At 60.6% G+C, this 21,168-nt stretch carries 17 protein-coding genes and 1 pseudogene; 10 read left to right on the forward strand and 8 right to left on the reverse strand.

Going from position 1 to position 21,168, the window contains the following annotated elements:
- Nucleotides 1-32: 32 nt before the first annotated feature.
- The 5 genes and pseudogenes from ACX80A_RS10955 to ACX80A_RS10975 form a co-directional block, all read right to left on the reverse strand.
- Nucleotides 33-542 (reverse strand): hypothetical protein, encoded by a 510-nt coding sequence (locus ACX80A_RS10955; protein ID WP_459259733.1) that lies wholly within the window; start codon nt 540-542, stop codon nt 33-35.
- A 95-nt stretch (nt 543-637) separates the two neighbouring features.
- Nucleotides 638-2,611, reverse strand: a pseudogene (locus tag ACX80A_RS10960) (heavy metal translocating P-type ATPase).
- A 190-nt stretch (nt 2,612-2,801) separates the two neighbouring features.
- Complete coding sequence (locus ACX80A_RS10965) at nt 2,802-3,047, reverse strand: cation transporter (RefSeq protein WP_459259734.1); 246 nt, start codon at nt 3,045-3,047, stop codon at nt 2,802-2,804.
- A gap of 264 nt (nt 3,048-3,311) precedes the next feature.
- Nucleotides 3,312-3,599: an SHOCT domain-containing protein gene (locus ACX80A_RS10970; RefSeq protein ID WP_459259735.1), complete on the reverse strand. Its 288-nt coding sequence runs from the start codon at nt 3,597-3,599 to the stop codon at nt 3,312-3,314.
- A gap of 304 nt (nt 3,600-3,903) precedes the next feature.
- A complete protein-coding gene (locus ACX80A_RS10975; protein ID WP_459259736.1) occupies nt 3,904-4,929 on the reverse strand; it encodes an isopenicillin N synthase family dioxygenase in 1,026 nt (341 codons plus the stop codon).
- Nucleotides 4,930-5,258: 329 nt separating this feature from the next.
- Between ACX80A_RS10975 and ACX80A_RS10980 the strand changes: the two genes are divergently transcribed.
- The 7 genes from ACX80A_RS10980 to ACX80A_RS11010 all read left to right on the forward strand — a co-directional run bounded on the left by ACX80A_RS10980 (nt 5,259) and on the right by ACX80A_RS11010 (nt 15,839).
- Nucleotides 5,259-6,389, forward strand: coding sequence for an alcohol dehydrogenase family protein (locus ACX80A_RS10980; RefSeq protein WP_459259737.1), 1,131 nt, complete (start codon nt 5,259-5,261; stop codon nt 6,387-6,389).
- A gap of 177 nt (nt 6,390-6,566) precedes the next feature.
- On the forward strand, nt 6,567-7,589 hold the full coding sequence (locus ACX80A_RS10985) for an extracellular solute-binding protein (protein ID WP_459259738.1): 1,023 nt from the start codon (nt 6,567-6,569) through the stop codon (nt 7,587-7,589).
- 197 nt (nt 7,590-7,786) lie between these two features.
- On the forward strand, nt 7,787-9,277 hold the full coding sequence (locus tag ACX80A_RS10990) for an ABC transporter permease (protein ID WP_459259739.1): 1,491 nt from the start codon (nt 7,787-7,789) through the stop codon (nt 9,275-9,277).
- On the forward strand, nt 9,274-10,428 hold the full coding sequence (locus ACX80A_RS10995) for an ABC transporter ATP-binding protein (protein ID WP_459259740.1): 1,155 nt from the start codon (nt 9,274-9,276) through the stop codon (nt 10,426-10,428). Before ACX80A_RS10990 ends, ACX80A_RS10995 begins: the two co-directional genes overlap by 4 nt.
- An 18-nt stretch (nt 10,429-10,446) precedes the next feature.
- Nucleotides 10,447-12,999: an AMP-binding protein gene (locus tag ACX80A_RS11000; RefSeq protein WP_459259741.1), complete on the forward strand. Its 2,553-nt coding sequence runs from the start codon at nt 10,447-10,449 to the stop codon at nt 12,997-12,999.
- 222 nt (nt 13,000-13,221) lie between these two features.
- Nucleotides 13,222-15,414, forward strand: a complete 2,193-nt coding sequence (locus ACX80A_RS11005) for a malate synthase G (RefSeq protein ID WP_459259742.1) — start codon at nt 13,222-13,224, stop codon at nt 15,412-15,414.
- On the forward strand, nt 15,411-15,839 hold the full coding sequence (locus ACX80A_RS11010) for a GlcG/HbpS family heme-binding protein (protein ID WP_459259743.1): 429 nt from the start codon (nt 15,411-15,413) through the stop codon (nt 15,837-15,839). Before ACX80A_RS11005 ends, ACX80A_RS11010 begins: the two co-directional genes overlap by 4 nt.
- A gap of 81 nt (nt 15,840-15,920) precedes the next feature.
- Here ACX80A_RS11010 and ACX80A_RS11015 read toward each other — a convergent pair whose 3' ends face one another.
- Nucleotides 15,921-16,505 carry a TetR/AcrR family transcriptional regulator gene (locus ACX80A_RS11015; RefSeq protein ID WP_459259744.1) on the reverse strand — a complete coding sequence of 195 codons (585 nt, stop codon included), beginning with the start codon at nt 16,503-16,505 and terminating at the stop codon, nt 15,921-15,923.
- Between the two features lie 154 nt (nt 16,506-16,659).
- On the opposite strand from ACX80A_RS11015, the gene ACX80A_RS11020 reads away from it, so the two are divergent.
- The gene (locus ACX80A_RS11020; protein WP_459259745.1) at nt 16,660-17,079 is read left to right on the forward strand and encodes a DUF7793 family protein; all 420 of its coding nucleotides are present in this window, start codon (nt 16,660-16,662) and stop codon (nt 17,077-17,079) included.
- 79 nt (nt 17,080-17,158) lie between these two features.
- Here ACX80A_RS11020 and ACX80A_RS11025 read toward each other — a convergent pair whose 3' ends face one another.
- Both ACX80A_RS11025 and ACX80A_RS11030 read right to left on the reverse strand, forming a co-directional pair.
- On the reverse strand, nt 17,159-17,833 hold the full coding sequence (locus ACX80A_RS11025; protein WP_459259746.1) for a response regulator: 675 nt from the start codon (nt 17,831-17,833) through the stop codon (nt 17,159-17,161).
- Nucleotides 17,830-19,407: a sensor histidine kinase gene (locus tag ACX80A_RS11030; RefSeq protein ID WP_459259747.1), complete on the reverse strand. Its 1,578-nt coding sequence runs from the start codon at nt 19,405-19,407 to the stop codon at nt 17,830-17,832. Before ACX80A_RS11030 ends, ACX80A_RS11025 begins: the two co-directional genes overlap by 4 nt.
- A gap of 246 nt (nt 19,408-19,653) precedes the next feature.
- On the opposite strand from ACX80A_RS11030, the gene ACX80A_RS11035 reads away from it, so the two are divergent.
- Complete coding sequence (locus ACX80A_RS11035; protein WP_459259748.1) at nt 19,654-20,667, forward strand: Bug family tripartite tricarboxylate transporter substrate binding protein; 1,014 nt, start codon at nt 19,654-19,656, stop codon at nt 20,665-20,667.
- Nucleotides 20,664-21,167 (forward strand): tripartite tricarboxylate transporter TctB family protein, encoded by a 504-nt coding sequence (locus ACX80A_RS11040; RefSeq protein ID WP_459259749.1) that lies wholly within the window; start codon nt 20,664-20,666, stop codon nt 21,165-21,167. The genes ACX80A_RS11035 and ACX80A_RS11040 overlap by 4 nt, the downstream gene beginning before the upstream one ends.
- The last annotated feature ends 1 nt before the right edge of the window (nt 21,168 follow it).

Genomic DNA, 21,168 nt, shown 5'->3' on the forward strand with positions numbered 1-21,168 from the left:
CTCAGCACACCACAAGGTCGAGTGCCGGTGTTTTAGGTCCGGCTGATACAGAGTTGAGTCAGCGAAGGAACAGGGATCGAGAGGGGTTGCAGTCGGATAAGTGGTGGACCGCGCAGCAGCACCGACCCGGGTACGAGCCGTCCGGAACGTACCAGGGACACCAGCACGACGACCATGATTACCGCCAGGAGGCACATCCCTAGTGCGGCTCCATCATTCCCGCAAGACCCCAGGCAAAGTGGTGCCGATTCACCGTTGCCCGTGTTCCTTTCTGCGGCCGCGGCGTGGCCCGCAAGGGCCTGGACTTGGTGCGAACCGCTCATAGCTGTCGCGGATCCGGAGGTCGATGTCGCGGGGCTGGCCGAGAGCGCGACGCCATGAGCTGGGGCGTCCCGGGCTGTAACACCGTGCGTTGACGGGCCGTGACCTCCCATCCACACATGCACCGCGAGGATTCCGACGATGATTGCAACAAATCCCAGAAAGGTCAGAACTGTTCGCGACAGGTCGAACACTACTTTCAGCCCGATGGTGCCTGACACCGCCGCTCCCTTTCATTCCCCTATTTTCTCCAGCCTAGTGAACGGCCTGCCTCTTCATCCAATCGCGGACGGTACCCGGTCGTCCTCTCACACTGCTAGGTGCTGGTGAGGCGTTCCGGTCTCAGGTCGATCCTGCGCAGCAATTGCGCGTTCAACGCGACCACAATGGTCGAGACACTCATCAATATCGCCCCTGCCGCAGGCGACAGCACAAAGCCAGCGAAAGCTAGCACCCCGGCGGCCAGCGGCACAGCAAACAGGTTGTATCCCGTTGCCCAAACCAGATTCTGAATCATCTTCCGATAACTCGCCCTGGACAGGTCGATCATCGCCAAAACCGATCGTGGATCATTGCCCGCCAAAACTACGCCGGCGGACTCCACGGCGACATCGGTACCGGCACCGATGGCAATCCCCACCTCGGCGCGGGCCAGGGCGGGAGCATCGTTCACGCCGTCGCCGACCATCGCCACTTTCAGACCGCGGGACTGTAATTCGGCGACTTTGGAATCCTTATCTTGAGGTAAGACGTCCGCGAAGACCTCATCGATGCCAAGCTCCAGCCCGACGGCGTCCGCGACCTGGCGGGCGTCACCGGTTATCATCGCGACCTTAACACCCCGGTCCTGCAACGCCTTCACGGCGGGCCGAGACTCATCCCTCACCCGATCCTCAAGCCGCACTGCCCCAATGACCGCGCCGTTGCGAACCACATGCAGCACAGAAGCTCCGCGGCCGACCCATTCCTGAACGGTAACGATCATGTCCGGAGGGGACTCTAGGCCAACTTGCCTGAGCATGTTTGGCCCCCCAACGGCGATCTCGGACCCGTTGACCGTCGCCCGCACACCAAGACCAGTCGTCGAGGAAAACCCGCTGCCACGGTAACCGAATGCCACCGATTCCTGGTTGTGCTGGGCCGCCCGAACGATGGCCCGAGCCACCGGGTGCTCGCTGTCAGACTCGGCCGCCGCCGCCAGGGCCAGCATCTCATCATCTTTGACTTCACCAGAGGTAACGGTGGCCGTGACGGCGTGTCGCCCTTCGGTCAGGGTTCCGGTCTTATCGAACAACACGATGTCGATGGTGCGCATGCGCTCCAGCGCCATCCTGTTCTTGATCAGCACCCCCGACTTTGCCGCGCGTTCGGTCGAGATTGCGATCACGAGCGGGATTGCGAGCCCTAGGGCGTGGGGGCAAGCAATGACCAGGACCGTGACGGTGCGGACCACCGCACTATCGGGGTTGCCCAGCAAGGTCCATGCGACAAAAGTGATGATGCCTGCAAACAGGGCGAAGTAGAACAGCAGTGCCGCCGCCCGGTCGGCCAGGGCCTGGGCCTTCGACGACGAGGCCTGTGCCTCAGCGACCAGGCGCTGTATTCCGGCCAAGGTAGTGTCCGCTCCAACGGCCGTCACTCGCACGCGCACCGCGTTATCGGTTGCCACCGTTCCTGCGACCACTGTATCTCCGACAGTACGCGAAACGGTGCGGGATTCGCCGGTGATCATGGCCTCGTCGAACTCGGCTATCCCGTCAACGATCTCACCATCCGCTGGCACTCGGGAACCCGATCGGACCAGGACGACGTCGCCGATGGTCAGGGAACTCACATGGACGGTTTCGACTCCGGCATCGGTGACTTTGTCGGCCTCATCCGGCAGCAGGGCGGCTAGCGCATCAAGGGCACCCGCGGCAGATCCGAGGGCCCGCATCTACATCCAGTGCCCCAGCAGCATAATGACAACCAGCAGAGCCAGTTCCCACCAGAAGTCCAAACTGAAATCTCCGATCCCGAGGGTGGTGACCCAGGACGCAATAAATGCGACGCTGATGGCCATGGCAATCAGCAACATCATCCCGGGTTGCCGGGTCTTTAGTTCAGTCACCCCACCTTTGAGGAACGGGACGCCACCGTAGAGGAAGATGATGGTGCCCAGGATTGGTGAGATCAACATGGCACCCGGGAAATCCAGTGGCGTGTAGCCGACGATCCCGGCGAACATATGGCTGAATAGCACAACTGGGACGGCCAGGATCAGGCTCAACCAGAACTTGTTCTTGAACATTGCGGTGGAGTGCCCCGCGTGCTCCCCGTGCGAGTGCACCTCATGATCAGCGCCCTGCGGCCGGGATGGGCGAGCGTACTCTTCGTGCCGGTCGGCGTTCAACGCGGAGGTCAGTTCCCCCGTGGGCATGATCTGCGCGTGGGTACCGTTGTTCGGGCGGGTCTGGTGTTTCATGAAGTTTCTCCTACAGTCAAACTGGATCGTGTCCCGGACCCGCGGAGCGAACTCCAGCAGCGGACACGGCCTGGTTGCTCAGAACGGTAACCTTCGAGGTCCCGCCCGCAACGAGGTCAATCTGAACGTCGGTGACCTCATCAATTACTCCAATAGCAGAGCCAACCCGGGACACGCACGAACCGCCGGTCAAGCCAGAGACAGTGAAACTAGCCCTGCCGCCGCCAGCCACCGGAACAAATTTAGCTTTAGTGCCGCACATGATGATTTCCAAAACGAGGATAATGGCTATTCGAGATTCAGCGGGGCATCACACTGCCTGCCGTCGCATCAAGGGACCTTCAGGGAGTAAGCGGCCCATTCATGGACTCGGACTTCCCACGTCGGTACCGATAGATTATACCCCGGAGGGGTATAAGTCGAGCCTGAAAAACTCCAGACTTAACTCGAAAATGGGACGCCAGTATCTGGCTGGTGCTACAGCTGCCCAAGCCTGGTGCGGGTCGAAGGAACCTAAGGCCGGCCCTTAGCCAATAGCGGAAGGTGAGGAGGGCGGCGTAGATCCAGTACGTCCCGCAAGCACGGCGACCCGACTGCGATATTCGCTTTCGTCGATCTCACCTCGAGCGAACCGCTTGGCCAGTAGATCTTCTGCCATCCGCAAAGAACTGGACTGACCGCCACGCGGTCCAGGATTACCAGTGAAACGCCACAACAAAACAATGCCGGTGATCACAGCGCCCCAGAACAGCAGGAAACTCATTCCCATCAGGGCGTATCCCCACTCCCCCATGTCCCCGTTCCAGTACATCATTGACATTCCCCTCAACAGCGGTCCGGCTGGGAAAACCTGATCGTTCCCCAGTTCCCATCATCGCTCTATGCCAGTCTCGGTAGTAGTGCCATTGGTCCCGTCGATAGGCGCTAGCCAATGCAAAAAATGTCCGACCCAGCAGCACCTCCGAAACCAGCTATCAGGAGCATCCGCCCGTGGATGTGCCATCATCAGCGTCCGGTTTCAGGGCGGGGACGGATAGTACAAAAGTGGTTGATAGCGCGCGAGAAAACTCCAGACCGACAGTTTTGAAGGAGGGTCCACGCGGAAGAGGAAGTGTCCCCTATTGCTGCCGTTGGCGCGTTATCAGGTCGCTGTGGTGATGTTCAGCAACGTTTGGGTGTGCTCGCAGCCGGTAGCGCAGGGCGTTGTCCCCGTAGGTCTCAAGGATCGGGCTGTTGGTTGGGTCGACCGACAGTCCACGGGCCTCGGCGTGAAACTGCGGGCTCATACGCAATGCAGGCATGGTGGCATCCAGCGCCGGGTTGTAGAAGAACGGCAGAGAGATCCTGTCGGTACCGGCGGTCGGTGAGATAACGCGGTGCAGTGTTGCCTTGAGGTACCCGTTAGTAGCTAGTTCGAGCATCTCGCCGATGTTGACGACAAACGTCCCAGGCACATCAGGTACGTCGATCCACTTCCCCTGGTATTCGACTTGCAGTCCGCCCTTTCCCGGTTCCACGAGCAACAGCGTTAGCACCCCACCGTCGCGATGAGACCCGACGCCTTGTGTAGGCTCGTCGCCGGTTCCCCCGGGGTAGCGCACTATTTTTAGCATTGGGAAAGCCCTGGAGCCAAAGACCTCATCGAAGCTATCCTGCGGCGCGCCAAGAGACACGGCAAGCGCCCGTAAGAGCTCAAGGGAGATCGCACTCAGGTGCTGCGTCCATTCGCCAACAACCCGCTGCATCTCGGGCAGTTCCGCCGGCCACAGGTTGGGCCCTTCCAGTCGCCAGTAGTCAGCAACGCCTGCCCCGCGCTCCACAGCCTCACGCTCGACGCCGATATCGATCTGCTCACGCCAGTCGACCGCCCGATCCGTTAGTTCGGCGCCCATCCGGGTATAGCCGCGGAACTGCGGGCTATGAACGTTTTCCAGCTCTAGTTTTTGTTGCTCCGGCAGTTCGAAGAATCGACGGGAAATGTCAACCATCGCATCGATGAGGTCCTGCGGGATTCCATGACCAGCCAAGTAGAGGAATCCGACGTCGTGCATGACATCGCGGAGATCCTCCCGGAATTGAGACGCGACCTCCGGACCTGCGGCTAACCGGGAGAAGTCCAGGACGGGCAATGAGTCGAGTGACAAGTTCTATAGTCCTTTACAGCGAATTCTGGAAACTGAAGTCCGTATCTGGTTAAATATTACGACCCGCGACGGAGCAACGAACGTTCACGTTGCGAAGTAAGTCCTCACGGGCGGTCCCTCTTTCCTTCCTGGTGACCGACAGATACGTCGGATCCGAAAGGAACCCGATGACGTTGTCGACGGATTGCGGTGGTTCCGCTCTCGTTCCTCTGGCCCCTCGGCGGGGCAACTGTGGGGCAGCTGGCCCGTCCCGCCTGGGGGTGGGGCTTCAGGTCCAACTTCCGGGACGCCCGCTGGCAATAGCGCTAAGCGTGACGCAAAATGGGGAAATGTCAGTCGCTTCTCTCCCCTCTACAACAGCTGCCGCCACGGAGACGATGACCGCGGTTGTTACCACCGGTGTCGGCGGCGACGACCGGCTCGTGGTTTCGCGGGTTCCGGTTCCTGCGCCAATTGAAGGTGAGGTGCTGGTTCGGGTTCTGGCCGCCGGTATGAACAACACTGATATCAACACCAGGCTTGGCTGGTACTCGTCGTCCGTTACCAAAGGGACCTCTGATGCGTCCGGGGAGGTTGCGGGTCAGGTATCAACGCGGCCGGACGGGGGCTGGAATACGGTCACCCCGTTCCCCTTGATTCAGGGCGCTGACTGCTGCGGGCGTATTGTCGCCGTCGGTCGCGGCGGCGATGAGTCTGTGATCGGGGCTCGGGTATTGATCCGAGCGTGCATGCGCACGCACGGTTTCGCCGCGAGGGAAACTACCTGGTTGGGATCGGACCGCGACGGAGCATTTGCGCAGTTCGTTGCGGTCCCAGCGCACGAGGTTTTCACCGTTGACTGCGACTGGAGCGACGCTGAACTCGCAACCGTCCCATGCGCCTACGGAACTGCGGAGAACATGGTCCGCCGTGCCGGTATCACCCCGGGCGCGCGCATACTGGTAACCGGCGCCTCCGGTGGTGTCGGGTCGGCCGTGGTGCAGCTCGCCAAGCGGCGCGGCGCCCACGTTATCGGAATGGCCAGCGAGGCCAAGCAGGAACTCGTCCGGGCACTCGGCGCCGACCAGGTCATCGGGCGGGACCGTCCGCTGGACGTGCTGGGCGCGGAGAGCGTAGACCTAGTAATCGACAATGTCGCCGGTACCGGCTTCCCTGCGATGCTCGGCCTGCTCAGGAGGGGAGGTACGTACGTATCGTCGGGTGCCATTGGCGGGCCGGTCGTCGAACTGGATATGCGCACGTTCTATCTGAAGGACCTTACCCTGATCGGGTGCACCGCGTGGGATGAGGAGGTATTCCCTAACGTAATCTCCTACATCGAGCGCGGAGAGATCCGCCCTCTCCTAGCGAAGGTTTTCCCGCTCGACCAGATCGCGGCTGCCCAACGGGAATTCCTGAACAAGGCCCACGTCGGCAACTTCGCCCTGGTTCCTCCCCCGCCCTTGTCCCGGACGGACTGAAAACGGTCGCGGAATCCGACGGCCCTTCGCGGTTCAGTCACGATTCCGCATGGTCAGTGAGCAACCTCATCCCTTCGCTAGACCCATTGCTCGACCCTCGGTCGAATTAGGTTAGGCTTTACTTACCAAATTACTTTCTGGTGGCCCGAACGGTCCCGTGCTGAGAAGAGTCCTCAAATGCTCCCCCGTCCTCTTATTGTCGCTGGTGCAGGCCTTGCATTCCTGATGACCGGGCTGACCGGTTGCGGCGTCATCGGCGGCCCGCCCGCCGATCTCCAAATCTATTCCGCCCGTCATTATGATCTTGAGGGCGCGTTCGGGCAGTTCACCGACGAGACGGGCATCACTGTGGAGTTCATTAGCGGCGATGACGCGGAACTCCTGGAACGCCTCAAAGCCGAGGGTGAGGACACAGCGGCGGATGTCTTCATGACTGTGGATGCGGGTAACCTCTGGAACGCGGCCCGGCTGGGCGAGCTGGCACCCCTACAATCAAAAGTTCTGGACGGTGCGGTGCCGGAGGACCTCCGCGACCCCCAGGGCCAGTGGTACGGATTAGCCATGCGCGCCCGAACAATCACCTACAACCCCAATACTGTGGATCCCTCCGACTTCGACAGCACCGGGACATACGCAGGATTGGCTGACCCCAAGTGGGAGGGACGGCTGTGCATGCGCGATGCCACCTCCGCCTATACACAGTCCCTCGTGGCAAGCCTGATTGACCTGCACGGCCGGGAAAAAACCTTGCAGATTGTTGAGGGCTGGGTCGCCAATAACGTCGAAATCATGAGTAACGACATCCTGCTGCTGGAAGCAATCGACGCCGGAACCTGTGATGTGGGAATCAACAATCACTATTACCTGGCCCGGACGCTAGCGGAAAATCCTGACCTTCAGGTTGACCTATTCTGGGCCAGCCCAGACGGCGCAGGAACACACATAAACATTTCCGGAGCCGGCGTGGTTGACGGCTCCGACAACCCTGGGGACGCGCAGCGGCTTATCGAGTGGCTCGCCACTGACGGACAAAACCCCTTCGTGGATGGCAACCATGAGTATCCGGTCAATCCCGATGTGTCACCAGAGCCCGGTATCGCGGCGTTCGGTGAATTCAAGCGGATGCCGCTAAACGCGGGGGCCTACGGTGACCTGAATGCCGAGGCAGTCGATCTGCTCGCCGAGGCCGGATATAAGTGACCGGCGCGGCGGTTCTTGCGGGAGCCAGGTCCCCAAAGCGCGGACCACGCCGGAAGGTCGGTGGTATCCGTCCAATCTGGTCCGCCGTCGTCATCCTGGTGGCCCTAGTAGTCGCTACGCCTGTGTTGGCTGTGGTGTGGGATGGCCTTAGCAGCTTGAGTGACACATCAATTCCACGAGGTCTCGGTGGGATGGCGATGAACACTCTGGCTCTGATGATCGGGGTGGCTGTAGGCACCCTTCTGTTGGGCGGCGGATTGGCGTGGCTCGTGACCGTCTACCGGTTCCCGTTTCGCAACGTCTTGGTATGGCTGCTCGTGATGCCCCTGGCCGTCCCGGCCTACATTCTTGGCTTCGTCTTCCTTTCAGTTTTCGACGTTGCTGGACCGGTACAATCGGCCCTGCGTGGGATGCTGGGGTCGGGGGTATGGGTGCCCGAGGTGCGCTCCCTACCGACAGCCGTGCTGGTAATGTCCCTATCCCTGTACCCATACGTTTACCTGCTAGTGCGCGCGGCTCTCACCGAGCAATCGGCCGACACCTACGACGCGGCTCGCACCCTAGGTGCAGGGCGAAGCCGCACGCTGCGGCGGGTATTGCTTCCCCTCGCCCGGCCTTCACTGGCCGCGGGTCTGTCCCTGGTAATGATGGAGACGCTGACAGACTTCGCCACCGTCCAGTATTTCAACGTCCAGACTCTCTCCGTCGGCATTTATCTCATTTGGAAGGGAACTTTCAACTTCCATGCGGCTACGCAGCTTGCCGTTCTAGTGCTGTTGTTTGCTGTTGCTGTACTGGCGAGCGAGCGGGCACTGCGTGGACGTGCCCGCTACTATCAGCGGGGCGGGCGAGGACAAAGCGTACAGCCGGAGCAGCTTCGCGGTGCGCGGGGATGGGCGGCAACCATGCTGTGCGTCGCGGCTCTCGCGGCGGGCTTCCTCATTCCTGTTCTGCAACTCTCGGCATGGGCTGTCCAGGAAATTCTGCGAAATCCGGGATTTCTCGCGGATCCGCGTTTCGGGGAATACCTCGTCAACACCCTTCTGGTGGCGACTGTTACCGCTTTGGCCTGCGCGGCGCTATCCCTAGTGGTGGGACATGGGGCGCGCATGAGCGGAGGACGGATCGTCGCAGCTGCAGTACAGCTGACAACCTTCGGTTACGCGGTTCCAGGGGCGGTGGTTGGCATCGGGGTGCTCATCTCCTTTGCCGCGGTAGACACCGCCGTTGAGAGCGCTGGTGTTGCCGGTGGCACAGGTCTGTTGGTCACCGGATCGGTGCTCGGCATCCTCTACGCCTATGTGATCCGTTTCCTGGCCCCGGCTTATCAAGCCGTTGATGCGAGCTTCGCGAAGATCCCCCCGACCGTCACGTTCGCGGCGCAGAGCTTGGGCGCGGCTCCGCGACGGATCCTCGTCCGCGTGCACGCGCCGCTTGCGCGCCCGGGGGTGGCTGTGGCCCTGATGCTGGTGGCCATTGACGCCGTCAAGGAACTCCCTATCGTCCTACTACTGCGACCCTTCGGGTTTACGACGGCGTCAGTGTGGGTCTACGAGCTCGCCCGTGAAAACTTCTGGGAAAAAGCCTCCTTGCCCGCACTGGTGATCGTTGCGGCGGCAGCACTCCCCGTATTTGTCCTCATCCGACACGCTCGTCGAACTGAGGCTGGCGGGCGGGTGAACTCATGACCACGCGGACAGCGGGTCTCCAGCCTCACCCCGACGCCGGGAGGGACATCGCCGCTCTACAGCTGGAAAGGGTCTCCAAACACTACGGACGATCCCCGGGCGTGATTGCCTTGGACCTGACCGTCGCGGCTGGCGAACTGGTGACTCTCATCGGCCCCTCGGGCTGCGGAAAGTCAACTACGTTGCGGCTGGCCGCGGGCCTAGACCGGCCGGACACAGGCGTCATCCGCGTCGCCGGGGAGGTTGTGGCGGATGGCAGCCGTTTCGTGGACCCCGAGCGGCGACGTGTCGGGCTCGTGTTCCAGGACCACGCGTTGTTCCCCCATCTGACGGTTGCCCGCAACGTGGAGTTTGGCCTCGACCGGTTATCCCGGAACGAACGGCGGGTGAGGGCCCGTGACGTGCTGGACCTCGTACAGTTGTCTCACCTTGCCGACCGCTATCCCCACGAGCTTTCCGGAGGCGAGCAACAACGCGTGGCTCTGGCTCGTGCTTTGGCGCCGCGGCCCGCCGTCGTACTTCTCGACGAGCCGTTCTCCAGCCTGGATGAGTCACTGCGCGCGCAGGTGCGCCGGGATACCGTGGCCACCCTCAAGGAAGCTGGCACCACCGGGGTCCTCGTCACTCATGACCAGACTGAAGCCCTGTCGGTCGGCAGCCGGGTGATCGTCATGCGGAACGGCGTCATCGAGCAAGCCGACGTGCCGGAAAAGGTGTTCGAGCAGCCCGCCACACGTTTCGTTGCTTCCTTCATGGGCGATGCTGACTTCCTTCCGGCGCGCGTTCACCGGGCACTGTTGACGTGTGAGATCGGGATTGTCTCTACCGTTCCCGGATGGGCAGACAGCGACGTGGACGTCGACGTCGTACTCCGACCTCACGAGGTGTCTTTGCGACCAGACCCGAATGCTACTGCCTGGGTTTCCGCGGTGGACTATCACGGCGCGTTCGTGCTTCACCATGTCCGGCTGGCATCCGGGCGATCTGTGCGCTCATGGCAACCACACACCGTGCGTCACCCCGTAGGAACCGCGGTAGCAGTCTCTGTCGCGGCGGGTACTATGCCGACGTTGCTCTTAGGCGACCGCGCGATTACCTCCCCACCGCCGGGCGGCTCCTTAAAGCGAACTTCACCGATCCCCACAAGTTAAGTTAGGTTGACTCTTTTGTTGATCAATTCTGCGACGGTAGCTTCGGAGACCAGACAATCCGATCCCCAACCTACCTTCATTGATCTGGCCCGCCACGGTGATCGTCCCGCCGTCATAACTATCGACGGCGTCCTCACCTACCGCGAGCTAGCCGGGCGCGTAGACGCAATCGCCGCGCAACTGGGCGAGGATCGTCGGCTGGTATTGCTGGAAGCCCGCAATACACTGGACTCCCTCGTCGGCTACCTGGCCGCACTATCGGCTGGCCATTCCCTCCTACTGACGGCGGCGGACAAGCCCGCGGCCCTTGAATCCTTGACGGCTACCTACGATCCCGATGTAGTGCTGCACCCGGGTGACGGAACTCCGAATATCGAGGAACGCCGTCCCGGATCCCGACACGAGCTACATCCCGAACTGGCGCTGCTGCTGAGCACCTCGGGATCCACCGGGTCCCCAAAGCTGGTTCGGCTCTCGTATGCGAATTTAGCTGCTAACGCGTCGGCTATCGCCGAGTATCTAGGCATCGGGCCCGATGACCGCGCAGCAACCACATTGCCGTTGCATTACAGTTACGGCCTGTCGGTCGTGAACAGCCACCTGATGCGCGGAGCAGGTCTGGTACTTACGGATCTGTCGGTGGTCGACCCCTGTTTTTGGACACTTTTCAGGGAGAGCCAGGCAACATCCTTCGCTGCTGTCCCCTATACCTTCGACCTGTTGGAGCGTGTGGGCTTCGCGGACGTGGACCTGCCGTGCCTACGCTATGTCACCCAGGCTGGTGGCCGACTGGCGCCAGAAAAGGTGAACTACTGGGCGTCCACCGCCCAGGGCCGCAACTGGAAGCTCTTCGTTATGTACGGCGCAACGGAGGCTACGGCCCGCATGGCGTACCTTCCCCCGGATCTGGCCGAAGCGAATCCGGGGACTATCGGGGTTGCGATCCCAGGCGGCGCATTTCGTATCGAGCCGGTGGACGGCCAAGCGAATGGAGAACTTGTCTACACCGGCCCCAATGTCATGCTCGGCTATGCAGAACAACCCGCCGATCTGTCGTTAGGACGCGAAATCCACGAGTTGCGTACCGGCGATCTCGCCTGCCAGCATTCGAACGGGCTATACGAGGTCGTCGGGCGGCGTAGCAGGTTCGTGAAAATTGTCGGTTTGCGGGTGGATCTAGGGCATGTCGAGCGGATCCTCGCTGATCTCGGGGTCACGGCGGCGGCCGCAGGGACCGACAGTGGCCTTGTGGTAGCCGCCCAGGGTGAGCATGACGCCGGAGTGCTGAGCAAGGTACTCGCCGGCAGGACGGGCCTTCCCCGCGCTGCGGTTGACGTGCATGCAGTCGAGGACCTGCCACGGCTCGCTTCCGGGAAGATCGATTACCCGGCCGTCGGCCGGATTACTGCGTCTCCACCGTTCGTATCCGCTCCAACCGTCTCCAGCACCGCGGAACCGGATGATATCCGTCGCATCTTCGCCGATGCTTTGGAGCGGAACGACGTCGGCGATGACGACACTTTTGTCTCCCTCGACGGGGACTCGCTGTCCTACGTAGCACTTTCCGTGCAGTTGGAGCGCATTCTCGGAACCGTTCCTTCCAATTGGCATCTCATCCCCGTTCGTCAACTTGAACAATTCAGAAAACCCAGACGATGGGGGCTGGTGGCCTTCCTTGAGACGTCGATCGTGCTGCGCGCCGCCGCTATCGTATGCATCGTTGCCTGGCATGTCGGTCTCTTTGACCTTCAGACAGCCCACCTGCTCTTCGCCGTGGCTGGCTACAATTTCGCACGCTTCCAGCTCGCCGGAGAACGGGTACCAAGGATGCGCCGCCATCTCCGGAGCGTAGCGCGAATCGTGGTGCCGTCAGTGGCTTTTATTGCCGTGGCACACCAACTTACCGACGACTACAGCATTGCCAATATATTTCTACTGAACGCCATCGTCGGACCGCAGGAGGTCACCACTCAATGGCACTTCTGGTTTGTGGAGATGCTTGTTTACGTTCTGTCAGCCGTAACCGTCCTGATGGTTGTCCCCTGGGCTGACCGGCTCGAGCGTCTAGCCCCTTTTGGCTTTGCATTCGGTCTCGTACTCTTGGGGCTGGTAAGCCGCTACGACGTTTTAGACCCTGGCCTACCGAAACCGGGACCCGTGTTCTGGCTCTTCGCCCTAGGCTGGGCGCTGGCCATTGCCCGGACCTGCCCACAGCGATGGACCATCACCATAATCACGCTCATTAGCGTGCCGGGCTACTTCGATAATCCCGTTCGTGACGCCACCGTCGCCGTGGGCATTCTTCTGCTCATCTGGGTTCCAGCGCTACCCGTACCTGCTTTCCTAAGCCGGGTGACCGGGTGGTTGGCCGCCGCCTCGCTGTACATTTACCTCACACACTGGCTCATTTACCCACTTCTGCTCCCCCACGGCCCCCTTGTTGCGGTGCTTGGCTCCCTCCCGGTGGGCGTTGCCTACTGGGCTCTATGCAAATGGCTGCCCGCTATGACAGCACACGGATACACAGGTCTGGCCTCCATTCGCAGCGCTAGGCGGAACCCCCGGAAATAAGGGGAGCCGACCGTTATAGCGCCCCAGCAGGCCTCCTAGCGTTCAGAGCCGGGTTGTAGAGTCCGCGCTTCCCAGGTTCAACCAGTAGCAGCGTCTCCACGCCATCCCAAGCGGTGCTGTCGGCCTGCGGGACATTTCACATTGACATGCGCAGCAGCGCTGGTTAGGTTGTGATATTGGTAAATTTTTTCCACCTTACGAGAATTCTAGAGGGCGGGCACGATGCCGAATTATTTGGAGACCAACGGACTCAACGTCGCCGAAGAGCTTTATGACTTTGTTCGGGACGAAGCTCTGCCTGGAACAGGGATAGAAGAGGGAGCTTTTTGGGCTGGCACCGCCGCGCTCATCACAGAGTTCTCGCCCCAGGTACGGGAGCTCCTGAGCACCCGGGACCGGATGCAGCAGAAAATCGACGAGTACCACCGCTCACGAAATGCGGATCCCATCGACGGGGAAGCCTACGAAGCTTTCCTCCGGTCGATCGGCTACCTGGTAGACGAGCCCGAAGACTTCGCCATCACAACCGACCACGTAGACCCAGAGATCGCAACCGTCTCCGGACCTCAGTTGGTAGTCCCGCTCCTGAATGCGCGGTTCGCCGCCAACGCCGCAAACGCTCGATGGGGTTCGCTTTACGACGCGCTGTACGGCACGGACGCCGTTGACAGCGCCGAAGGGCGCGAACATACCGGTGGTTACAATCCAGCCCGTGGCGCCGCCGTGGTCGCACGCGGACGGCAATTTCTGGACGACTACCTCAGCCTGGCTGGAGGATCTCACTCAGATGTCATCGCCTACCGGATTGAAGACGGTGCCCTCGTCGCCGAGACTTCGGACGGTTCGCGGGGGCTGGCCGATCCGGCGCAGCTCGCGGGCTACCAGGGGAGCGTGGACGCCCCCGAATCAGTATTGTTCGTACACCACGGGCTTCACGTCGAAATCCTGATCGACCGCACCCACGCCATCGGTTCAGGCGACCCGGCCGGCGTGAAGGACGTTGTGCTGGAGTCAGCGATCACAACCATCATGGACCTCGAAGACTCCGTAGCAGCGGTCGACGCTGGAGACAAGGTCCTGGGCTACCGCAATTGGCTGCAACTGATGCAGGGCACCCTGACTGCCGAGATCGTGCAAAAGGGAGGTACTCATACCCGGCGGCTCAACTCTGACCGCGCCTACACAGCACCCGACGGCTCGGAGTTGACTCTGCCCGGGCGCTCGCTGCTTCTCATCCGCCAGGTAGGCCACCTGATGACCAGTGATGCTGTCCTCGACCCTTCCGGAGCGCCGGTGCCCGAGGAGATCCTCGACGCCCTATTCACTGGACTTGGCTCCGTACACGATCTGCGGGGCCCACACTCCGGTCGCAACTCGCGGGCCGGATCGGTGTACATCGTTAAGCCGAAGATGCACGGTCCGGGTGAGGTCGCAGTGGCCTGCGCACTGTTGGCGGCTGTAGAGCCCGTGCTGGGCCTTGACCCGCTCACCTTGAAGATCGGCATCATGGACGAAGAGCGCCGCACGTCGACCAATTTGAAGGCGTGCATCTGGGAAGCGCGGGACCGCGTGGCGTTCATCAACACCGGTTTTCTTGATCGCACCGGCGACGAAATCCATACGTCGATGATTGCTGGCCCGATGGTCCGCAAAGCCGACATGCGTAATTCCAGCTGGATCGCGGCCTACGAGGACGCAAATGTTGATATCGGTTTGGAGTGCGGGTTCAGCGGTCGGGCTCAGATCGGTAAGGGCATGTGGGCGGCCCCGGACAATATGAGCGACATGATTACGCAAAAGGTTGCGCACCCGCTTGCCGGTGCTGACTGCGCCTGGGTCCCCTCTCCAACCGCCGCGACCCTCCACGTGATGCACTACCACCAGATCGATGTGGATGCCCGGCAGGTGGAACTGGCCGGAAAGCGCCGCTCAACCCTGCGCCAACTGCTTACCATTCCTATCGGTAACCCCATCGATTGGTCCGCTGATGACCGGCGCAACGAGCTGGACAACAACATTCAGAGCACCCTCGGGTACGTCGTACGCTGGGTGAACGACGGCGTTGGGTGCTCCAAGGTCCCCGACATCCACGGCACAGCACTGATGGAAGACCGCGCCACCTGCCGCATTAGTTCGCAGCACGTCTCGAATTGGCTCCTGCACGGCGTCGTGACCAAGGAAGAGGTGGAAGCGTCGCTGCGGCGAATGGCTGCGGTCGTTGACGAGCAAAACGCCTCGGACCCCGATTACACGCCTATGTCCCCGGCGTTCGACACGGAGGCGTTCCTCGCAGCCCGTGAACTCGTTTTGGCGGGCTCCGCGCAACCTTCCGGGTACACCGAGCCTGTCCTGCACCGGCACCGTGCCAGGCACAAGCAAACACATACTGACAATCTGACGAGGAACCCATCATGAGCCTGACTTTGGCAATCGCCCAATCCATCATCACCGATGCCCTCGCGGCAGGTGAGCAGCAGAGCTTCAAGCCGCTAACCGTGGTAGTGCTCGACGCGGGCGGCCACGTCATCGCCGGTGCGCGCCAGGATGGCGCCTCGAATAATCGCTTTGAGATAGCGCAAGGAAAGGCTTACGGGGCTCTAGCCCTCGGAATGGGTTCGCGAGCCATCATGGAGCGCGCGGAGCAACAGGCTTACTTTATCGCCGCAGCGACTGCCACTCTGGGCGGCCGACTCATCCCTGTGCCCGGTGGTGTCCTGATCCGCGACGACGACGGCACCATCCTCGGTGCCGTCGGCATCAGTGGTGACAGCTCAGACAACGACGAGGCTGCAGCGTCGACAGCCATCGAGGCAGCCAGCTTGACGGCCCAGGTGGACTGACGACCCCCGCAACCTTCTTCGTCCCAGACGGCACCAACGCCTCCGTCCTTTGGTTCGCGGACGTCGTTGAACTCTGGGCGGTCACTTTGTCGTGTGAAGAGTAAAGAGAAGTTTCCCGAGTTTCTTGAGGCGTTGAGCTGCATTCCGATCAGTACCCAAGCTTGCGACCACGGAGCCCTGTAGCAGGATCATCCAACACTGAGCGAAGTCGTGAGGCTCGTCCAAGCCCATCTCGATCGCCGCCTTTTCCACTTCGAACTGCGCTTCGTTGAGATAGGCGAGGCTGGCCGCGCCAATCGGGTGTCCTGCGCCGGCTTCAACCAGAGCGCGAATATAGGGACAGCCGGCAAAGTCGGGGGCATGGAACCACTCATCGAAAATATCGAAGACTGCCAAAAGCTGCTCTTGCGGTGTCGTACCGCGGCGTTGGGCCTCGACCGCGAGGTAGCCGAAAGTGAAAAGACGTTTCCGCCGTTCGAAAAACGCAAGAACCAGGTCGTTCTTCGAAGGGAAGTGATTGTAGAACGTGGCTTTCGCGACACCGGCCGCTCCGATGATCTCGTTTACGCCGACTGCTCGGACACCCCGTTCATGGAAAAGGTCGTAGGACGCCGCAAGGATACGCTCGCGAGCATCTCTCATCGGCGTTGTGGTCGCAGTTTCCATGGCCTCCCTCAACTTCAATTAGTGGTTTGTCCAACATATAGCAGACAGACTGGTCTGTCTGTGATTACAATTAGGTGCCCGGCCGTTCCCCCAAACGGCCGGGCGCTCAATAGCCGCATGGATGGGCCCAGAACACGTAAGCGAGGCACCAGCGGTGAAGCCATCCCGAACAGAAGCCAGGTTCCAGCTTGATCGCACAGATGATGGCGTGCAATGGGTCCGATGGGACAAATCTCTGGAACTAAAGGCGGAGGATGTCCTGGTGTTGATCGAGCACCAGCAAGCGCTGTATCCCGGAGTCCCTGCTTTGTTGATCACGGATCTCAACGGCATGGTGACCCTCTCCAGGGCTGCTTTCGCTCTGCTCGCAACATCGTTCAAGGTGTCCGCCCTAGCAGCCTTTGGAACCTCGCCCGTCGAGCAGGTACTAATTGAGCATTTTCGTGCCGTGCATAAGCCGCGGTACCCCGTTGAGTACTTTGAAAGCCACGTAGAAGCCCAAATCTGGCTCCACGAAATCTCATTCGACAAGAATCCACACAAGCCCGGCCCGCAAACACTCAGTACTAGGTAGCCACGTGTCGGCGGCCCAGCGGACGAGCGTTATCGCGGCGACGCCCTCGGAGGGAACCGAAGTAGCAAAGTTAATGCTTTCAGCCCTGCGGTTTCCAGCGGTATCGGCGTTCTGGACGGCCGACACCCCCATACCGTAGTTGAACGATGACGCGGCCCTCCTCGCTGAGATATTCGAGGTAGCGTCGGGCGCTAACCCGGGACGTGCCGAGGGCATGGGCGGCTTCCGCAGCGGAAAGGTCGGCGCTGGCCCCCTGCAACAGCGTCTCCACTAGATGCAGGGTTTCGACGCTGCATCCCTTCGGAAGCGGCCGGTCGGGGCGACTGATGCCGAACACCTTATTGACGTCCGCTTGTTCCGCCTCTCTCTTGGCCGAGGCGAGTTGCTGGTAGGCCTGCTGGTAGTGTTCCAGCCGTTCCCGGAGCTCTGGGTTTGAGAAGGGCTTGATAAGGTAGTGCACGATTCCGCCACGCAGCGCACGCCGGACCGTTTCCACCTCTCGGGCCGCGCTGATGACAATGACATCCAATTCCGGTGATACTGACCGCAATTGGTGGAGGAGGTCCAAACCATTGATGTCGGGAAGATGGATGTCGAGAAGGACCAGGTCTGGCTTTTCAAGCCGGACCTTCAACAGGGCGTTAGCCCCTGTGTGAGCGATACCTATCACTTCGAACCCTGGGCATTGCCGAACGAACCCGGCATGGACCTTAGCCACCATGAAATCATCATCGATAATGAGCACTCGAATCATGAGTGAAGTTTTACTTTGTTGAGGGTTGCCGTGAAGACTGCCCCTTCGTCGTTGTAAACCTCGATATCTCCGCCACGCTTACGGCAGATCAGGCGGGTCAAAGCCAGTCCGAAGCCCCTTTCGGTATCCGCGACAGACGTTTTCGTGGTGAAACCTTGTTTGAAAATCGAGTCAGTGAATTCAGTAGGAACTCCGGGCCCGGAATCCTGCACAGTGACAGCGATGTAGTCCGTTTCGTCGACTAGAAGTACTTCGACTGTCGGGTTGTCGAATCCGCCGGCAGCGTCCATGGCATTGTCTACAAGATTTCCAACCACCGTATTCACATCGCGCGAAAGTTCATCTTCCATCCGCGGAAGGTAAGAGTCTTCGGCGAGCCTGAGGGTCACCCCGCGCTCGGAAGCGAGACTTGCTTTGGCAATAAAAAGGGCGGCGAGAGCTGGATCCTTAATGACCGTGGTGACGTCGTCGTAAAGACGTGTGCGGCTCTGGCTAACGCCATCCACAAATCGAGTGACCTCGTCATATTCGCCCAGCTGAATAAGTCCAGAGATGGTATGCAGCTGGTTTGCGAACTCGTGTGTCTGGGCTCTGAGTGTATCCGTGGTGGTCCGCGTGGCACCTAATTCGGCCTCCAGCGTTGAAAGTTCTGTCCGATCCCGCAACGTAATGACCGACCCGATAACCCGCCCATGGGATTCGATCGGCATCCTGTTGCAGGCTACCAATCGGCCTTCCACCAGAACCAGTTGATCCGGTGAGGAATGGTCCCGAGTAAGAACGTCGTGCAGGTCGGGATGGACTGAGAGCTGGTCAAGGTCCTGGCCGATGCAGTTGTCTGGCAGATAAAGGAGTCTCTTCGCGCTATCGTTCGCCAAGGTGACCCGATGGTTTGGATCAAGTGCTATGACTCCTTCCTTCACGCCATAGAGAATGGCTTCGCGGTGCTCGACCAGTCCTGAAATCTGGTCGGGCTCCAGCCCCAAAGTTTGGCGCTTTACGCGCCGGGCGAGGAGGAGCGAGCCAGTCACGCCAACAATACTGGCGACACCCAGGTAGATGATGAGATTAGGGGTGGCTTGCCCAAGACGTTCCACAAAGGACGGGTACTGTCGACCTACAATCGCAATACCAACCATGTCACCAGCATCCCCGAGGATTGGCACATGGGCTGCCAAAGCTACCTCATTGCCTGATTCCACTAGCCCTGTCCAGGACCTGCCGCTGCGGACATCGCTTTTCCCGAAGTTCATGATCGCACCCAGTTGCGCGGGGTCCTGAGAGGTCAACACAAAGCCATCGGGTTTGGCCAGGATCGCGTATTTCGACGCCGAGATCGAGCGCACCGATTCGGCAGCGGCCGGCAAGGCTGCTCCAATGCGAGGCCCGGCGTCCGCCACCAGGGATCTGACGGCTGGCAGCGCAGCAAGCGTTTCAGCTGCCGCAAGGGCTCGCCTGCCCTCCACCCGTTGGAAAGTTTCCGCGGATTGCGCCAAGGAGATGGCCAATACCCCAATAAGGACAGCGAAAACAATCACTAGTTGAAGAGCGAGAAACTGGCTGGCAAGGGACATTCTTTTAGGTTTGGATAGCTTCCCTTGGTGTGCCCACTGCATTAGCGCCCTTTCATGAAAAACTGCCAGTTGAGTTGGTATTTCTGCCATAGGCCAAGCTGCCTGAACTCTACGGCAGATCAGTTCCCCGGACCTGCTGAGCGTGAACTCAATGAACACAATGTTCTTTGAGAACACAAGAGAGACGTAGGTCACATGATCTCGTAGGTTGAAGTCCTGTACACCAACTCGATGAAGAGGAATATCATGCGTGGATCAAAGACAGTCCGTCTCACAGCAGTGGCCGCAGGAATTGTGCTGGCCGCCTCGGGCTGCGGAGTGACCGGCGGTGAAAGCACTGCTGACGCTTCCGGGACCGCTGCAGCCGAGGGGCCGATTACCGACTTGCGCATCCTGGTTCCCAATACGCCAGGTGGCGGGTACGACACCACCGCGCGGGTAGCGGCCAAGGTAATGGAGGACACCGACCTCGCCTCCAGCATCGAGGTGTTCAACCTTGCGGGTGCCGGAGGTACCGTAGGTCTGGCTCGAACAGTGAACGAGAAGGGCAACGGCGATCTGGCCATGCTGATGGGGCTCGGTGTCGTGGGCGCCAGCTACACCAATGAATCGGAAGCTAAACTCACCGACACCACTCCCCTGGCCCGCTTGATTGAAGAGCCTGGCGCGATCATGGTCTCTAAGGATTCGCCTTACCAGAGCATCGATGATTTGGTAGCGGCTTGGAAGAAAGACCCCTCGCAAGTCAGCGTCGGGGGCGGGTCATCACCAGGCGGCCCGGATCACCTCCTTCCGATGCAGCTCGCGGAGGCGGTAGGTATTGACCCCAAGACTGTGAACTTCGTGTCCTACGACGGTGGTGGCGATCTCCTCCCGGCAATCCTTGGTGACAAGCTCGGATTCGCGGCTTCCGGTGCTGGCGAGTACCTCGATCAGATCGAGTCCGGTGAAGTACGTGTCCTTGCAACCAGCGGGGAGGAACGCCTCGAAGGTGTCGACGCACCGACGCTGCAGGAATCAGACATTGACCTGGTTTTCACCAACTGGCGCGGAATCGTCGCTCCGCCTGAGGTTTCCGACGCTGACCGTGATCGCCTGATTGCAGCCCTCGAAGAGATGCACGGCACTCCTGAGTGGCAGGAAGCCCTCGCATCCAACGGCTGGTCGGATGCGTTCCTGACCGGTGAGGAATTCCAAACCTTCCTCACCGAACAGGACAAGCGCGTCTCCGACGTCCTGACAGAACTCGGTTTGGCGTGAGTTCAGTACGCACACGATTTGCTGGCCGCTCCGAGCTGGGCATGGTTGCCCTGCTCGGAGCGGTCGGCATCATCGTCCTGGTTGATGCTGCGGGAATCAACATTCCCTACTCGCAGGCCGACCCGGTCGGGCCGCGAACACTGCCCTACATCGTGGGGGGCTTGCTGATCTTGTGTGCGGCTCTCCTGACCGTGAACGTCCTACAGGGCGGGCGAGGTGAGGCCGAGGGCGGCGAAGACGTCGATCTTACTCATCCCAGCGACTGGCGGACCATCCTCTCCCTGCTGGGCTTTTTCATCCTGAACATTATGCTCATTGACCGGACAGGGTGGGTCATCTCAGGAACCATCCTCTTCTGGGGCAGCGTTTGGTCCCTTGGAAGCCGCCATTACATCAGAGACGGCATCATCAGTCTCCTGCTGGCCCTAGGGACCTTCTATGGCTTCTACATCGGGCTTGGCATCCGGCTACCCGCAGGACTCCTGGAAGGAGTGCTCTAAA

The organism is Arthrobacter sp. TMN-50, assembly GCF_054511125.1.

Bases quoted from the DNA above. Each gene is read 5' to 3' on its own strand.
- ACX80A_RS11010 (WP_459259743.1), top strand. From the start codon at position 15,411: ATGAGCCTGACTTTGGCAATCGCCCAATCCATCATCACCGATGCCCTC.
- ACX80A_RS11015 (WP_459259744.1), bottom strand. From the start codon at position 16,505: ATGGAAACTGCGACCACAACGCCGATGAGAGATGCTCGCGAGCGTATC.
- ACX80A_RS10995 (WP_459259740.1), top strand. From the start codon at position 9,274: ATGACCACGCGGACAGCGGGTCTCCAGCCTCACCCCGACGCCGGGAGG.
- ACX80A_RS11025 (WP_459259746.1), bottom strand. From the start codon at position 17,833: ATGATTCGAGTGCTCATTATCGATGATGATTTCATGGTGGCTAAGGTC.
- ACX80A_RS10970 (WP_459259735.1), bottom strand. From the start codon at position 3,599: ATGATGTACTGGAACGGGGACATGGGGGAGTGGGGATACGCCCTGATG.
- ACX80A_RS11030 (WP_459259747.1), bottom strand. From the start codon at position 19,407: ATGTCCCTTGCCAGCCAGTTTCTCGCTCTTCAACTAGTGATTGTTTTC.
- ACX80A_RS11035 (WP_459259748.1), top strand. From the start codon at position 19,654: ATGCGTGGATCAAAGACAGTCCGTCTCACAGCAGTGGCCGCAGGAATT.
- ACX80A_RS10985 (WP_459259738.1), top strand. From the start codon at position 6,567: ATGCTCCCCCGTCCTCTTATTGTCGCTGGTGCAGGCCTTGCATTCCTG.
- ACX80A_RS10990 (WP_459259739.1), top strand. From the start codon at position 7,787: ATGAACACTCTGGCTCTGATGATCGGGGTGGCTGTAGGCACCCTTCTG.
- ACX80A_RS10980 (WP_459259737.1), top strand. From the start codon at position 5,259: ATGTCAGTCGCTTCTCTCCCCTCTACAACAGCTGCCGCCACGGAGACG.
- ACX80A_RS11005 (WP_459259742.1), top strand. From the start codon at position 13,222: ATGCCGAATTATTTGGAGACCAACGGACTCAACGTCGCCGAAGAGCTT.
- ACX80A_RS10965 (WP_459259734.1), bottom strand. From the start codon at position 3,047: ATGTGCGGCACTAAAGCTAAATTTGTTCCGGTGGCTGGCGGCGGCAGG.